The following is a 16,170-nucleotide window of genomic DNA, read 5'->3' on the forward strand; positions in this document are numbered from 1 at the left end:
CTTAACGTACCTTTAATGTCGCCAAACCAATAAGCACTAACATCAGTGAGATGATCCAGAAACGGACAATAACACGAGGTTCAGGCCAACCTTTTAATTCATAATGGTGATGAATTGGAGCCATACGGAAAATGCGTTGACCACGCAATTTAAATGAGCCGACTTGTAAAATTACGGAAAGTGTTTCAACAACAAAGACCCCTCCCATAATGACTAATAAGAACTCTTGACGTAATAACACTGCAATTGTTCCTAGTGCACCACCTAATGCAAGAGAACCGACATCACCCATAAAAACTTGAGCGGGGTAAGTATTAAACCAAAGGAAACCTAGGCCCGCACCCACAATAGCAGTACAGACAATCACCAATTCACCCGCATGCATCAAATAGGGAATTTTTAAGTAGCTTGCAAAATTAACGTTACCCGTCGCCCATGCAACTAATGCAAAACCCGCGGCAACAAAAACGGTTGGCATAATCGCTAAACCATCTAAACCATCGGTTAAGTTAACGGCGTTACTTGTTCCAACAATAACAAAATAAGCCAACAAGATATAAAGCATACCCAGTTGAGGCATAACATCTTTAAAGAATGGCACGACTAACTGTGTTGCTGGTGTATCTTTGCCAATAGCATACATACTAAATGCCACAACAAGCGCTAATACGGATTGCCAGAAATATTTCCAACGAGCGATTAAACCTTTGGTATCTTTACGAACCACTTTACGATAATCATCAACAAAACCAATCACGCCATAACCAATTAAAACCAGCAATACACACCAAACATAAGGGTTATCTAATCTTGCCCATAATAGTGTAGAGATGGATATGGAGAACAGGATCATAATCCCGCCCATTGTTGGTGTACCACGTTTGCTAAAGTGCGATTCTGGACCTTCGCTACGAACCACTTGTCCAATTTGCATTTTTTGTAACCATGCAATGAGATGAGGCCCCATCCATAAAGCAATAATTAACGCCGTCAATAAACCAACAATCGCCCTGAATGTCAGATAAGAAAATACATTAAAAAATGTATGGTATTTAACCAAATATTCGGCTAGCCAAACTAACATTCAAAGCACTCCTTTAATGCGTTCACAATATCTTCCATCGCGGAGCTTCGTGAACCTTTTACTAAAACTGAAACAACATCATGCTGCTGTAATAATGGAATTAATTGAGCAAGTAAGTCAGCTTTAAATGCAAAATGCTGACCACCTTGATTTTCATCACTAATAAAATGGCTGTGATGCCCAACAGTAAAGACCTGATCAATCCCTGCATTGTGAGCAAAACGGCCAACATCGCGGTGACACTTTTCTGAATCTTTACCTAATTCAGCCATATCCCCTGCAACAAAAATTTTATATCCAGGTAATTGTGAGAGCACTTGTAAGCCCGCAATCATCGAGCCATCGTTCGCATTATAAGTGTCATCTAACACCATTTTTCCTGATGTTAATTCAACAGGGTACAATCTTCCCGGAACTGCTTTTAATGTCGATAAACCAAGGCGAATATCTTCAAGTGTTGCCCCAGCAGATAGCGCCAGTGCGCTTGCAGCTAACGCATTCGCAATATTATGGCGACCTGGTAATGGAAGAGTGACATCAACACAACCTTCTGGTGTGTGTAAAGTGAAGTTTGTGATGAATTGCTTGACTACGATCTCGGTAGGATAAAAATCGGCATTACGTTGTGCAGATAAAGAGAACGACCATTGTGTTTGGCGCGCATTTAAATGATGTTGCCAAAGAGGTAAGTCATTACTATCAAGATTAATAATGGCTGTACCTTGTTCTTTTAAGTGCGTAAAAATCTCGCCTTTTGCCTGAGCAATACCTTCCAGTGAGCCAAAACCTTCAATGTGTGCAGAAAAGAGGTTGTTTACCAATGCACTATCTGGTTTTACCATATTTACGGTATAAGCGATCTCACCAATATGATTTGCACCTAATTCGATAACCGCAAAACGGTGCTCAGGTGTTAAACGAAAAAGCGTTAAAGGTACGCCAATATCGTTATTTAAATTGCCATGGGTATATAAGGTTTCACCACAGTGACGCAAAATAGAAGCCGTCATCTCTTTAACAGACGTTTTTCCAGAAGAGCCTGTCAACGCAACAATCTTAGCTGGGCTTAACGAACGAATATGTGCTGCAATTTCCCCCATTGCTAAATGGGTATCTTTCACAATAAGTTGCGGACAATCGACATCAATTTCACGATTAACTAAAACTGCAACAGATCCCTTTTCTTTTACATCAGCAATAAAATCATGTGCATCAAAACGCTCACCCGTTAACGCAATAAACAGGCAATCTTCATCAATTTTACGACTATCTGTTGAAATCGATTTGATAATAAGCTGATCCGCTTGGCTTTGAGTGATATGACTCAATGTACCTTTGGTAACTTGTGCAATATTTCCTAAAGACAGAGGGATCACGCTATCACCCCCAATAACCGTGCAACGGTTAATCTGTCTGAATAATCAAGGCGACGCGAGCCAACTAACTGATAATCTTCATGCCCTTTACCTGCGACTAAAATCATATCATTGGTATCTGCTTGCATAATCACGTTAGTGACCGCTTCAGCTCGACCTTCAATAGCCATCGCACGCCCCGGATCCATTAAACCTGAAAGAATATCTTGGATAATCGCTTGAGGCTCCTCACTACGAGGATTGTCATCGGTGATAACCACTTTATCAGCTAGCTCTTCTGCGACAGCGCCCATTAGTGGGCGCTTACCTTTGTCTCTATCTCCGCCACAACCAAATACACACCACAGTTTCCCCGTGCAGTGTAAACGAGCGGCTTGAAGTGCTTTCTCTAAAGCATCTGGGGTATGGGCATAATCGACAATAACTGTAGGGCGATTATCCGCACTAAAGACTTCCATGCGACCACAAACAGGGGTGAGTACAGATGAAGCATTAATCACAGCATTTAATGGGTATCCGAGTGCTAATAATGTGGCTAAAGCACATAAAAGATTACTAACATTAAAAGCCCCCATAAGTGGACTTTCAATTTCACCATCACCCCAGCTAGAACTAAAGTGAATCGTTGCACCCGCATCATGATAATGAATATGGGTTGTTTTAACGAATCGACCTTGCCAATTTTGTGGCAATTTATTTTCCATTGTCACAGCAACAGCATCAGGCAAACGTGATAACCATTTTTGACCAACGGTATCATCTGCATTAATGATTTTTTCCCCACTCTGATGGGTAGAAAATAGTAACCATTTTGCGTCTTCGTAGTTAGCCATATCACCGTGATAATCAAGATGATCACGACTCAAATTCGTAAAGACACTCGCCACAAAAGGCAATGCACTGACACGACCTTGAACTAAACCATGAGAAGAAACTTCCATCGCTGTCAATGTCGCGCCTTGATTTAATAATTGCTGTAACTCTAATTGAATATCAACGGCAGATCCTGTGGTGTTCATCGCAGGAACAACATGACCTAAAAGGCCGTTACCGACTGTTCCCATCACAGCACTTGTTTCACCTAAACCGTGTGCCCACTGTGCTAACAATTGTGTTGTTGTCGTTTTTCCGTTAGTCCCAGTAACACCAATCAGTTTCAGTTTTTCTGCAGGTTGATGATAAAAATGCCCCGCTAACTTTGACAACTCTGCATTGAGGTTATCAATATAAATCACAGGAATGCCGTGGCTTTCACGGATTTCACCATGCGTTGCAACATCTTGTGCTTCTGCTAATACTGCCGAAACACCTTGAGCAATTGCTTGAGGAATATAGCGTCTACCATCAGTTTCATGACCTTTAATGGCGATAAAAAGATCACCGCTCGCCGCTTTTCGGCTGTCGAGTGTCATGTCTTTGAGCATCAATGATGGTGCTTGTATCCCGAGTGCCCCTAATAGGTCACTTAAGTTAGGATCGGCCACTTGTATCCTCTTCTTTTTTAATCACAAATTCATTTTTATCGTCTGGCATCAATGCATCAGGTTCTACATTCATTGTTCGTAAAACCGCGCCCATGATTGTGCCAAACACCGGTGCAGATACTGCGCCTCCATAGTACTTACCTGCTTTAGGCTCATTGATTATCACAACCAATGCAAAGCGAGGACGACTTGCAGGTGCAACACCCGCTACATAAGAAATATACTGTTCAATATATTTACCGTCAGGCCCAACTTTTTTCGCCGTTCCTGTTTTAATCGCAACCCGATACCCTTTGATTGCCGCACTCACTCCCCCACCACCAGGTAATGCAACGCTTTCCATCATGTGTACGACGGTTTTCATCACCGGTTCAGGAAAGACTCGAGTTCCAGGTACAGGAGGGTCAACTTTCGTAATAGAAAGAGGTCGGTAAATACCAAAACTACCAATTGTTGCGTAGACACGCGCTAACTGTAACGGTGTTACCATTAGCCCATATCCGAATGAGAAGGTGGCCCTTTCAAGATCGGACCACCGTTGTTTTTTTATTGGAAATATGCCACTACTTTCACCAACTAGCCCCAAGTTAGTTGGTTTCCCGAATCCAAAACGTGAATAGACATCCACAAGTTCAGATGCAGGCATCGCTAACGCTAGTCGTGAAACACCAACGTTACTCGATTTCTGTAATATTCCTGTTATCGACAGCTCATTATATCGTCCTACATCTTTGATTTGATGGCCGTTAATACGATAAGGAACAGTATTAATAACACTATTTTCTTGAATAATATGATTGTGAAGTGCACTCATCACAACCATGGGTTTAACAGTAGAACCCGGTTCAAAAATATCGGTAATAGCACGATTACGCATCGCATCTTTAGGTGTACCCGCTAAATTATTGGGGTTATACGATGGACTATTTGCCATTGCCAGCACTTCACCTGTATTGACATCAACTAAAATTGCTGTTCCCGATTCAGCTTTATTTTTAATAACCGCATTGGTCAATTCGCGATACACCACAGATTGTAAACGCTCATCAATACTTAACATCAAGTTGTGAGCTGCTTGACTGTCTGTTTGAGCGATATTCTCGATAACACGGTTAAAACCATCTTTACGAACAACGCGCTCTCCAGGGGCACCTGTCAGCCACTGATTAAAGCTTTTTTCAACACCCTCAATACCATCACCATCAATATTTGTTACACCAATGATGTGAGCGGTTACTTCACCTGATGGGTAATAGCGTTTTGATTCTTGGCGCATATTAATCCCAGTGATTTTGAGTTTACTAATATAATCACTAATCTCAGGATTCACTTGGCGAGCCAAATAGATAAAACGAGCAGAAGGCGTTGCGACAATCTTTTGCTCAATTTGATTCACTGGCATTTTCAGTGCATCAGCAAGTGCTAACCAACGAGAGTCCGTCATATCGGGATTAGCATCTAATACAACTTTAGGATCTGCCCAAATGGCAAAAACAGGCACGCTAACGGCGAGAGGTCTTCCCATTCTATCGCTGATCATGCCTCTTGCGGTTGGTACTTTTTGCACACGTAGAGAACGCATATCCCCTTCACGAATAAGGGGATCGGGATTAATAACCTGTAAATAGGCAACGCGGATTAATAGCGCGGCTAAAGCGATACCAATACCACCGCAAAGCAACGCAAAACGCCAACTCACAAATCCTGTTTTTTCTTCAGGCTTGCGTAGTTTGGCATTTGACTTTGTCTTTGCTTTCGCTTTTGCCGAACGTGAAAATTTCATACTTGCCTTAATTATTTAGTAACCACGATGTTCTCTTTGGTTGGGTCAACATGGATCATCCCCAAACTATCACTTGAAAAACGCTCTACTCGGCTATGGTCTGCCAGCGCGTTTTCTTCAAGAATGAGATTGCGCCATTCGATCTCTAATACGTTTTTCTCCAGCACTAAACGCTCTTTCTCTGCTGTCAATAAACGAGTTTTATGTGCTGTCGTCACGACATACACTGCAGAAATAATCACTGCAACCAGTAAACATACTGATAATTTGCCATGACGCAGTAGATCCTGCCCAATAACTCCCGGTAATGAGTGTCGTTCAGTAGACATTTATTCCTCAATACGTTGTGCTACACGCAATACGGAGCTCCGTGCCCGTGGGTTTTCTTCAACTTCTACGCCTGTCGGTTTCATCTTGTGAATACTTGATAAGCGAGCACTTCCTAACTCTTTTATCTGCGCTTGTGTGAGAGGAATACCTGCGGGAACAACAGGTCCCTTGCTCTCATCTCGAATAAAACGCTTCACCAATCGATCTTCCAACGAATGGAAACTAATGACTGATAAACGTCCTTCAGGTGCTAACACTGAAACAGCACCTTTTAATGCTTTTTCAATTTCATCTAATTCGCTATTGATATAGATACGAATTGCCTGAAAACTACGCGTTGCTGGGTGTTTATGTCGCTCTTTTACTGGGCTTGCATCGCTAATTAAATCCGCCAATTGCTTAGTTCGAGTCAAAGGCTCTTCTGTTTTGTTACGTGCAACAATGGCGCGAGCAATACGCTTAGCAAAACGCTCTTCACCAAATGTTTTCAATACCCATGTAATGTCGTCTTCTGCGGCTGTCATCAGCCATTGTGCAGCTGATTGCCCTGATGTAGGGTCCATACGCATATCAAGAGGCCCATCACGCATAAAAGAGAAGCCGCGTTCAGGATCATCTAGCTGAGGAGAAGAAACACCTAAATCCAGTAATACACCGTCAATTTTTCCGGCCAAACCAAGCTCATTAACATACTGCTCAATATTTGAAAAAGGCCCATGAACAATAGAAAATCGAGCATCATCAATTTCATTTGCAACAGCAATAGCTTGTGGATCTCTGTCTATCGCAATCAAACGACCTTGTTCACCCAATTGCGATAAAATTAAACGGGAGTGGCCTCCGCGACCAAATGTTCCGTCAATATAAATACCTGAAGGTTTAATATTCAGGCCATTCACTGCTTCATCCAGTAATACACTGGTATGACTAAAATTATTCGTTGTCATTATTTAAAGTGATAAATCCAATAGTCGTGTCGATAACGGTTCCTGTGAGGTTTGCTCGGCGACAATGTCTTGTTCGATCTGTTTGTACCAGACCTGTTCATCCCACAATTCAAATTTATTGAATTGACCGACTAACATGACCTCTTTTGTTAGCCCCGCATGCTGTCTTAGCGTGCTAGCTAACAAAAGACGTCCTGCGCTATCCATTTGGCATTCGCTGGCGTGACCTAATAACAAACGTTGAACTCGACGTTCCGCGGGGTTCATGGAGGACAAAGCCGCTAATTTTAACTCAATCTTTTCCCATTCAGGAAGGGTATAAAGTAATAAACATGGTTGATTGAGATCGATGGTACAAACCATTTGACCTTCAGAAATCTCACTCAGCGTTGTTCGATAACGGGAAGGAACTGTTATTCGCCCTTTGCTGTCAAGATTAACGAGTGTTGCTCCACGAAACATCCTCATTACCCCCAGCTTTGTAATTTACACCACATTATCCCACAAATCCCCACAAATAGAGTTTACGGATGGTATGAAAACGTTGTCAAGCCAGATATAGGAAGCTTTATTTATATTTACAGTAATTTGATAAGCACACTGAAATGTTTAAATTATCGACGAAAAGAAAAATAAAACATTAACACTATGATTAATAGAGATTATTTTTTAAATTCTATTTTTAATCACAAAAAGTAATTATTTATAGTGATTACAAGGAAGAAAATCAGATAAAGAAATCATAATAAGTAAATCATGATTTTTATTATAAAAAACTAATTTATTGCAGTTCATTTACCTTTAGCCAACATAATAATTTGAGGTTGCTTTTATATAAATAAAAATAGCAAGATGAAAAAAAATAATTCAATATCATGAAGATAGTTATTTGTTTTTTTCTTAAGTTTCCCAAAATAAAATTTATCACTTATTAAATTTAAGCAATATCACTTATGGGTACGTCAAAATTTACTCGATTCACTTAGTAAAATGAGAGAAAGAGTAAAAAAAAGCTTAAGATTAATCTCAAATTTAATATTCTCTAAGCAATTCGACATTCTTAAATCAAATAAAACATCCCCGTTTTAATTTAATAAAACGGGGATAGGTATAAATGCAGATAATTACTAACAGAGCGATATCAATTAACGCGCACGTCCCAAACTACCTCGGCGGCATAAGTCACGACGAATACGTGTAATTCCTGCTTGTGGTTTTTGTTCTTCTTCAAGACTCGCAAGAACAAGTTCTAACACGCGTTCTGCGATATCTCGATGTCGTTGAGCGACAGATAAAACAGGACACTCAAGGAAATCCAATAACTCATGATCACCAAAAGTCGCAATAACCAATTGCGTTGGTAAACGACCACTGCGTTGTAAAGTCACATCCATAACCCCTTGTAATAAAGCAAAAGAGGTAGTGAATAACGCATCAGGCATTGGATTGCTATTTAACCATTCAGAAAAAGCAGCAGCCGCAGCTTCTCGTTCATAGCTATTTGCATATAGGTAGGTGACTTCTCTAGGATCATCTTTCCATACATTACGAAAACCTTGTTCACGTAAAAAACTCACAGAGAGTTCAGGAAGTGCACCTAAATAAAGTACAGATTGTGAAGGGAATGCTTTTAATTCTGTTGCCAGCATTTTGGCATCTTCTAAGTCATCACCAACAACGCTGATAAAATGTTCACTTTCTAATGCACGGTCAAGCGCAATAATCGGTAATGAGCGATTTGCCCAACGCTGATAGAAAGGATGCTCGGGTGGCAATGCTGTTGAAACAATAATCGCATCAACTTGACGTTGCAGTAAGTGTTCAACACAACGAATTTCGTTGTCTGGTTGGTCTTCTGAACAGGCAATCAGTAATTGATAACCACGTTGGCGCGCTTGTCGTTCAAGGTAATTTGCGATCCTGGTATAACTGGTATTTTCCAAATCAGGAATAACCAAACCAATAGAACGCGTACGACCAGCACGTAATCCCGCGGCAACAGCGTTCGGGTGGTAATTATGCTCTCTGACCACCGCCATCACTTTTTCAACAGTCTTGTCACTTACACGGTACTGTTTTGCTTTACCATTAATGACATAACTTGCTGTTGTTCGTGAAACACCAGCCAAGCGGGCGATTTCATCCAGTTTCACATTAGCCTCTTTTAATTATTAAATGTGTTATTTGTTACATATTGCTATGAATTTCAGTCATCATGCTGATCTGATTTTGTATTTTAACACAATTTACTGATAAAACCGTATGCGTCAACGTTTCCGTTTATGTCTTTTATCAATTATTTCAATCATCGTTATCTATCAATACGTAATTTTTAAAAAAAAAGCACCATTAGGTGCTTTTTTATCAATTAAAATTAATCTTGATACATTAATTCGATTTCATTTCGATAGCGTTCAGAAATAATTTTACGGCGAAGTTTCAATGTCGGTGTTAATTCACCCGATTCCATTGAAAAGCCTTCAGCAAGAAGAGTAAAGCGCTTAACTTGATGAAAACTTGCAAAGTTTTTTTGCATTTCACGTAAACGTTCATCAAATAACTCTTTAATTTTAGTATGGCGTAATAATTCCATACGATCTTGATATTTTAAATTTAATGCGCGCGCGTGTTCTTCTAATGCCTCAAAGCAAGGCACGATAAGCGCAGAAACAAATTTACGTGTATCCGCAATCACCGCAATATGCTCAATAAAGCGGTCTTGCCCTAATGTTCCTTCGATCATTTGTGGCGCAATGTATTTACCATTTGACGTTTTCATTAAATCTTTTAAACGCTCCGTGATAAATAACATACCATCACTATCAAGTGCACCAGCGTCTCCAGTGCGTAGCCATCCATCTTCTGTAAAGGCTGCCGCCGTATCTTCAGGCTTATTGAAATACCCTTTCATGACAATGCTGCCACGCACTTGGATTTCGTTTTCTTCGCCAATACGTACTTCAACGCCTGGTAATGGGGTACCAATCGATCCTAATTTATATTTGTTCTCTTCCCAACATGAAACCGTTGCGCAGGTTTCTGTCATACCATAGCCATATTTAATATTAATACCGGCTGCCAAGAAGAAACGGATCACTGCATCATCTAAACGAGCACCAGCCGCGGGTAAAAACCGAACTCGCCCCCCTAAAATTTGACGTAATGGATTTAACACTTTTTTATCTGCAAAACGATAACATAAGCGGGAAATAAAATTCTGTTGATGCTGATTCAGTTGTGCTTCACGCTTTTTTTCCCCCTGCTTTATCGCCCATTTAAAAATAAATTGACGAAATACTGAAGCTTGAGACACTTTATCTTGAATAGCGCTATACACTTTTTCATAAAAGCGAGGAACTGCGCACATCACCGTCGGTTTAACCGCACTCATTGCTTCTCTGACGGCATGAGTGTCTGTTAAATACACATTAACCGCACCTGTATGCATCACATAGAAGCTCCACGCGCGTTCAAAAACGTGAGAAAGGGGTAAGAAACAGAGCGAAACATCTTTATCAGATAATGAAAGGCGCTCATCATGTAGGTAAAGTTGCGATGCCAGACTTGTATAGTCGAGCATAACGCCTTTCGGCTCTCCAGTCGTTCCTGATGTATAAATCAGAGTAAAGAGATCATCTAAACTGCATTCATTAATACGCTGTTTTAATACGTCATCATGCTGAAATTCTAACTGATTAGTTAAACTTTCCAGATAGCATGAAGGTGTATTTTCGTTTAACACAACCTCAGAGTTAAAGACAATAATATGTTCAAGCTGAGGGCATAACGCTAATAATTCAGAAACAATATCGTATTGTTTTTGGTCACCAACAAAAAGAATGCGAATATTCGCATCATTTAAAATGTAAGCGGCTTGTTCAACACTACTTGTTGCATAAAGAGGAACCGTTACTGCACGTAGTTGCAAAGATGCAATATCAGCTAAGGACCAATCAATGGTGTTTTGAGAAAAGATCCCGATGTTTTCTTGAACATCCACACCCATTTCTAATAATGCATTTGAGAGTGCGCGTGTTTTCTTTTCAACTAACTTCCATGACATGTCGATCTTACGCTTAGCATCCCACTGACGATAAGCAATTTTATTCCCGCTGTGCAAAAACTGCATCTGCAATCTTCTAATTATATGATAATCATGAAGATTATTATTAGTTATCATAATTTTCCTGCTATTTATGGAAAAGCGACCGTGTAATGAAACTGAAATGAAGAAAAAGCGTCTCTTACAATTTCAGCTTACACATGTTCGCTGACTCGAATAAAAGTCTAAGTGATCCTCCCAAATAAAGGAATTCAAATTTACATAAATTTGTAAAATTGTGAGTTATGAAAAGTTTTGTCAGAAAAAGCTATATCATCACCGTGAGAAAAATAAATATTATGATCTTATTTTTTATGGAAGGCTGAAAAGAAAAGCTGATAAATAACAATGGGTAATTATCATAACTTAATCAATGAAAATCTAAATAGGAGGGATATTATTGCAAAAAATAGCTTTAACAGAGTTATAATACGAATAAGAGTCATTATTACAAAGAATGGGCAAAAATAGTGACAGCTATCTAATTTAGTTTACCTAACTGCATCAACGCCATTTGGGGTCATTGACCGAATAACTAATGTTACCTGCCACTATTTCTGCATAATTAGTCATAAACACTAATTATGAGCAAAAACACTCTAGTTTTGACAAACTTCACTTAATAAATTTTTCATCCATAAATGCCCTTTATCACGCGCTGTTGACTCATGCCAAATCAAGTAACATGGACGCTCTGTTTTTTCCCAAGGTAACGACACGGCTTTAATATCTAATTGCTCAGAATAACTCTCAACTAACCATCTTGGTGCAATAGCCACCAAATAAGTTCTAGATACAATATTTAATACACTATTTAAATCTGTCCCTTGATAAGTGATTAAATCTTCCCAATGAGTATCTTTATAATAAGGTGCACTAAATGAACCAACATCATCTAAAGAAACAATGGAATGTTGTTCATTTAATAACATTTCTTGAGTCACACTTTCTTTAATGCGAGGATGTTTATTAGAAACAGCCAAAACAACGTCGTCATTAAATAGTGGTTGTGAATGAAATTCAGTCTTTTCAAATTCCTTATAGCTAATAAAAAACTCAATTTCTTGATATTTTAATTGGTGCTCTATATTGCTATTTAAATAAGATTTAATATTAACATTAATATTAGGTGTTTCATTTTTAATTTGTTCAACTATTTTGGGTGCTAATTTTATATCTAAAGGGCTACAAATAGATAAATTAAATATACGTTCACTTTGTTCTGGTTCAAACCCTGCACCGGGAAGCTCGTTCTGAACCAATTGTAACGCTTGTCTCACGGGACCAAAAAGTTGTTTAGCTCTTAATGTAGGTTGAATACCTCGGCCATAACGAACAAATAATTCATCATTAAACATTACCTTAAGGCGAGATACTGCATTACTTACTGCGGGTTGTGACATGCCCAATACTTGTGCAGCACGAGTAACATTCTGCATTTGCATAACAGCATCAAATACCGTTAATAAATTAAGATCAACATTACGTAAATGCATATCTGCTGATTCTCTACTGGTAACTGTTGCTGATGTGTAATCCGTCATTTCTTACTCCACTATGTTATCATAATAGCCAAATAAATATTATTAACCGAATATTATTAATAATAGATACACTTTAACTATCACTTAAACTATTTATTAAAATTTATTATTCATCATCCATGCATATAACTAAACACATAAGTTTCATATCAATAAAAAATATATTTCATACAAATAATGAAATTTGATATTAAAATTACATGTATAGAAAATGATTATATCAATATATATTACAACCTGTTTTACCTTCTGCCTTGCAAATAATAAAACAAAGTATGATAAAAATCATAATAAAATAATGTACTTTCACTCCTAAAATAGGTATCCGACACCTATTACCTTTTATAATACAATGATTTTTATTCTTACATTCAAAACGTTGCTCACATTCATCAATCATCCTTTCCCTAATACCCTCTTTTTTTCTATCAACTGGCTGATTAAAAAAAAAGCAAACAATTGTTTAATTTTTCATTTCACTCTTTTTCAAACAATGTATGGAACATTAACCCAATCAATGAATGCTTAATAGTTATAATCATTAGTAAAAATTTAGATATTAGTCAGAATCACTGTGATAAATTTAAAAATAACACTGACAAATGAATTAATAAATTCCAATGCTTGACATCTTTATTGGTATTAGGTATCAATAAATACAGATTATTGAGAACTTATCTAAGGATGTTTCATGTTAAACGCAATTTTACTATCAAGCCTACTACTACTCGCAACTTTTATGCGCGGTCGGCTTATGGGTAAAAAGTGAAACACACCTGCCCTTAGAGAGAAAACCCGCGCTAGTCGCGGGTTTTTTTATACCTGGGAGAGCGCAAACAGCAAATAAAAAGAGAAAGGAACAGATTATGAGCAATAACGTGATTATTTTTGATACCACATTGAGAGATGGTGAACAAGCATTGCAGGCGAGCTTAAGCGTAAAAGAGAAGTTACAAATTGCTTACGCTTTAGAGCGTTTAGGTGTGGATATCATTGAAGCGGGCTTTCCTGTTTCTTCTCCTGGTGATTTTGAATCCGTACAAACCATTGCACGCGAAATAAAAAATAGCCGTATTTGTGCATTAGCACGCTGCGTTGATAACGATATTGATGTTGCAGCAGAGTCTTTAAAAGTCGCAGAAGCTTTTCGTATCCACGTATTCTTGGCAACCTCGGCATTGCACGCTGAACATAAATTGAAGAAATCATTTGAAGATATTATTCAAATGGGCGTGAACTCAATAAAACGTGCTCGTCGTTATACCGATGATGTGGAGTTTTCTTGCGAAGATGCCGGCCGTACTCATATTGATAATTTATGTCGAATTGTTGAAAACGCAATTAATGCTGGTGCAACCACGATTAATATTCCAGATACCGTAGGTTATACAACGCCCTATCAGTTTGGTGGCATTATCACCAACTTGTTTGAGCGTGTTCCCAATATTGATAAAGCCATTATTTCCGTTCACTGCCATGATGATTTGGGTATGGCTGTCGCTAACTCCATTACCGCAGTACAAGCAGGCGCAAGGCAAGTAGAAGGAACCATTAATGGCTTAGGTGAACGTGCAGGTAACTGCGCATTAGAAGAAGTCATTATGGCGATAAAAGTGCGTGAGCAAATGATGAATGTTCAGACACGCATTAATCACAAAGAAATTTATCGTACCAGCCAATTAGTCAGTCAATTATGTAATACGCCAATTCATGCTAATAAATCTGTTGTTGGCTCCAATGCATTCGCGCATTCATCGGGTATTCACCAAGATGGCGTTTTGAAGAACCGAGAAACCTACGAAATCATGACTCCAGAATCAATCGGATTAAAAGAAGTGCAATTAAATTTAACTTCTCGCTCAGGTCGTGCAGCTGTTAAACATCGTATGGAAGAGATGGGTTATCGTGAGACAGATTATAACTTGGATACTTTATATTCGGCCTTCTTACGCTTGGCAGATAAAAAAGGCCAAGTCTTTGATTACGATTTAGAAGCTTTAGCATTTATGGGACAACAGCAACAAGAGCCTGATGAGTTTGTCATGAATTACTTTAATACTCAATCTGGTTCATCAACCGTTGCTACTGCAAGTGTCAGCATTACTCATGGTGACAAAGAAATTACTGAAGCAGCAACGGGTAATGGTCCCGTCGATGCAGTTTATCAAGCCATCTCGCGTGCAACGGGTTATCCATTGAAATTAGTCACTTATCAATTAACAGCTAAAGGTGAAGGCAGAGATGCTTTAGGGCAAGTTGATATCGTCGTTGAATATCAAGGACGTAAATTTCATGGAATGGGTTTAGAAACTGACATCGTAGGTTCATCAGCGAATGCCATGATCCACGTTATTAATAGCATTTGGCGATCAGAGCAAGTCGAAATAGAAAAACGCAAACAACATACAACACAAGAAGCGGTTTAATTATGTCAAAAAATTATCATATTGCAGTATTACCCGGAGATGGTATTGGTCCTGAAGTCATGGCTCAAGCGCAAAAAGTGATGAAGGCAGTTAGTGAACGTTTCTCACTCAATATCACAACAAAAGAATACGATATCGGTGGCATTGCCATTGATAAACACAGCACTCCGTTGCCCACAGATACCTTAGTAGGTTGTGAACAAGCAGATGCGATTTTATTTGGTTCTGTCGGTGGTCCTAAATGGGAACATTTACCCGCAAACGAACAGCCAGAACGCGGTGCTTTATTACCATTACGTAAGCATTTTAAATTGTTCTGCAATTTACGCCCTGCTCGCTTATATGAAGGTTTAGAAGCCTACTGCCCATTGCGTGCTGATATCGCACAACGTGGTTTTGATATTTTATGTGTACGTGAATTAACCGGTGGTATCTATTTCGGTCAACCTAAAGGTCGTGAAGGTGAAGGTGCACAAGAGCGTGCTTTTGATACTGAAATTTATCATCGTTATGAAATTGAACGTATTGCACGCTTTGCGTTTGAATCGGCGCGTAAACGCCGTCATAAAGTAACCTCAATTGATAAAGCTAACGTATTACAAAGCTCTATTTTATGGCGAGAGGTTGTAACTGAGATCGCAAAAGAGTACCCAGATGTTGAAATTCAACATATGTACATTGATAACGCAACAATGCAGTTAATTAAAGATCCTTCTCAGTTTGATGTATTGCTGTGTTCCAATATTTTTGGCGATATTTTATCTGATGAATGCGCGATGATCACCGGCTCTATGGGAATGTTACCCTCTGCTAGTGTCAACGAAGAACGCTTTGGTTTATATGAACCCGCAGGAGGCTCAGCCCCTGATATAGCAGGTAAAAACATTGCCAACCCTATTGCACAAATACTGTCTGCTGCACTGTTATTACGTTATAGCTTTAATGAAGATAATGCAGCTCAAGCCATTGAAGATGCAATCACACAAGTCTTAGCAAAAGGCTATCGCACCGCAGATTTAGCGGGCGATGGTAACGCAATTACAACCACCGAAATGGGTGATCGTATTGCTCAATATATTCGTGAAGGGGCATAA

At 39.0% G+C, this 16,170-nt stretch carries 12 protein-coding genes; 2 read left to right on the forward strand and 10 right to left on the reverse strand.

Translation table 11 applies throughout. From position 1 onward, the window contains the following. Window position 1 precedes the first annotated feature (1 nt). The 10 genes from mraY to leuO form a co-directional block, all read right to left on the reverse strand. Window positions 2–1,084, reverse strand: coding sequence for a phospho-N-acetylmuramoyl-pentapeptide-transferase (gene mraY / locus SB028_RS14450; protein WP_023581493.1), 1,083 nt, complete (start codon window positions 1,082–1,084; stop codon window positions 2–4). Continuing rightward, complete coding sequence (murF, locus tag SB028_RS14455) at window positions 1,078–2,460, reverse strand: UDP-N-acetylmuramoyl-tripeptide--D-alanyl-D-alanine ligase (RefSeq protein ID WP_248619884.1); 1,383 nt, start codon at window positions 2,458–2,460, stop codon at window positions 1,078–1,080. Before murF ends, mraY begins: the two co-directional genes overlap by 7 nt. Then, entirely contained in the window at window positions 2,457–3,944 is a 1,488-nt protein-coding gene (murE, locus tag SB028_RS14460; protein WP_069367690.1) for a UDP-N-acetylmuramoyl-L-alanyl-D-glutamate--2,6-diaminopimelate ligase, read from the reverse strand. The genes murF and murE overlap by 4 nt, the downstream gene beginning before the upstream one ends. Beyond that, entirely contained in the window at window positions 3,931–5,727 is a 1,797-nt protein-coding gene (ftsI, locus tag SB028_RS14465; RefSeq protein WP_069367689.1) for a peptidoglycan glycosyltransferase FtsI, read from the reverse strand. The genes murE and ftsI overlap by 14 nt, the downstream gene beginning before the upstream one ends. Before the next feature lie 11 nt (window positions 5,728–5,738). After that, on the reverse strand, window positions 5,739–6,056 hold the full coding sequence (ftsL, locus tag SB028_RS14470; RefSeq protein WP_069367688.1) for a cell division protein FtsL: 318 nt from the start codon (window positions 6,054–6,056) through the stop codon (window positions 5,739–5,741). Next, window positions 6,057–7,004 carry a 16S rRNA (cytosine(1402)-N(4))-methyltransferase RsmH gene (gene rsmH / locus SB028_RS14475; protein WP_069367687.1) on the reverse strand — a complete coding sequence of 316 codons (948 nt, stop codon included), beginning with the start codon at window positions 7,002–7,004 and terminating at the stop codon, window positions 6,057–6,059. Between the two features lie 3 nt (window positions 7,005–7,007). Next, on the reverse strand, window positions 7,008–7,466 hold the full coding sequence (gene mraZ / locus SB028_RS14480; RefSeq protein ID WP_069367686.1) for a division/cell wall cluster transcriptional repressor MraZ: 459 nt from the start codon (window positions 7,464–7,466) through the stop codon (window positions 7,008–7,010). A gap of 683 nt (window positions 7,467–8,149) precedes the next feature. Next, complete coding sequence (gene cra, locus SB028_RS14485; RefSeq protein ID WP_036912429.1) at window positions 8,150–9,157, reverse strand: catabolite repressor/activator; 1,008 nt, start codon at window positions 9,155–9,157, stop codon at window positions 8,150–8,152. A gap of 221 nt (window positions 9,158–9,378) precedes the next feature. Continuing rightward, window positions 9,379–11,184, reverse strand: coding sequence for an AMP-dependent synthetase/ligase (locus SB028_RS14490; RefSeq protein WP_069367685.1), 1,806 nt, complete (start codon window positions 11,182–11,184; stop codon window positions 9,379–9,381). 521 nt (window positions 11,185–11,705) lie between these two features. Continuing rightward, window positions 11,706–12,650, reverse strand: coding sequence for a transcriptional regulator LeuO (gene leuO, locus SB028_RS14495; RefSeq protein WP_069367684.1), 945 nt, complete (start codon window positions 12,648–12,650; stop codon window positions 11,706–11,708). Between the two features lie 866 nt (window positions 12,651–13,516). On the opposite strand from leuO, the gene leuA reads away from it, so the two are divergent. Together leuA and leuB are read left to right on the forward strand one after the other, a co-directional pair. Continuing rightward, a complete protein-coding gene (gene leuA, locus SB028_RS14500) occupies window positions 13,517–15,076 on the forward strand; it encodes a 2-isopropylmalate synthase (RefSeq protein WP_069730280.1) in 1,560 nt (519 codons plus the stop codon). A gap of 2 nt (window positions 15,077–15,078) precedes the next feature. Beyond that, window positions 15,079–16,170, forward strand: coding sequence for a 3-isopropylmalate dehydrogenase (gene leuB, locus SB028_RS14505; protein WP_069367683.1), 1,092 nt, complete (start codon window positions 15,079–15,081; stop codon window positions 16,168–16,170).

The organism is Proteus vulgaris (assembly GCF_033708015.1).
Lineage (GTDB): Bacteria > Pseudomonadota > Gammaproteobacteria > Enterobacterales > Enterobacteriaceae > Proteus.

Excerpts from the sequence above, each read along its gene's own strand:
- mraZ (WP_069367686.1), bottom strand. The coding sequence starts at position 7,466 with ATGTTTCGTGGAGCAACACTCGTTAATCTTGACAGCAAAGGGCGAATA.
- ftsL (WP_069367688.1), bottom strand. The coding sequence starts at position 6,056 with ATGTCTACTGAACGACACTCATTACCGGGAGTTATTGGGCAGGATCTA.
- mraY (WP_023581493.1), bottom strand. The coding sequence starts at position 1,084 with ATGTTAGTTTGGCTAGCCGAATATTTGGTTAAATACCATACATTTTTT.
- leuB (WP_069367683.1), top strand. The coding sequence starts at position 15,079 with ATGTCAAAAAATTATCATATTGCAGTATTACCCGGAGATGGTATTGGT.
- SB028_RS14490 (WP_069367685.1), bottom strand. The coding sequence starts at position 11,184 with ATGATAACTAATAATAATCTTCATGATTATCATATAATTAGAAGATTG.
- leuA (WP_069730280.1), top strand. The coding sequence starts at position 13,517 with ATGAGCAATAACGTGATTATTTTTGATACCACATTGAGAGATGGTGAA.
- leuO (WP_069367684.1), bottom strand. The coding sequence starts at position 12,650 with ATGACGGATTACACATCAGCAACAGTTACCAGTAGAGAATCAGCAGAT.
- ftsI (WP_069367689.1), bottom strand. The coding sequence starts at position 5,727 with ATGAAATTTTCACGTTCGGCAAAAGCGAAAGCAAAGACAAAGTCAAAT.
- rsmH (WP_069367687.1), bottom strand. The coding sequence starts at position 7,004 with ATGACAACGAATAATTTTAGTCATACCAGTGTATTACTGGATGAAGCA.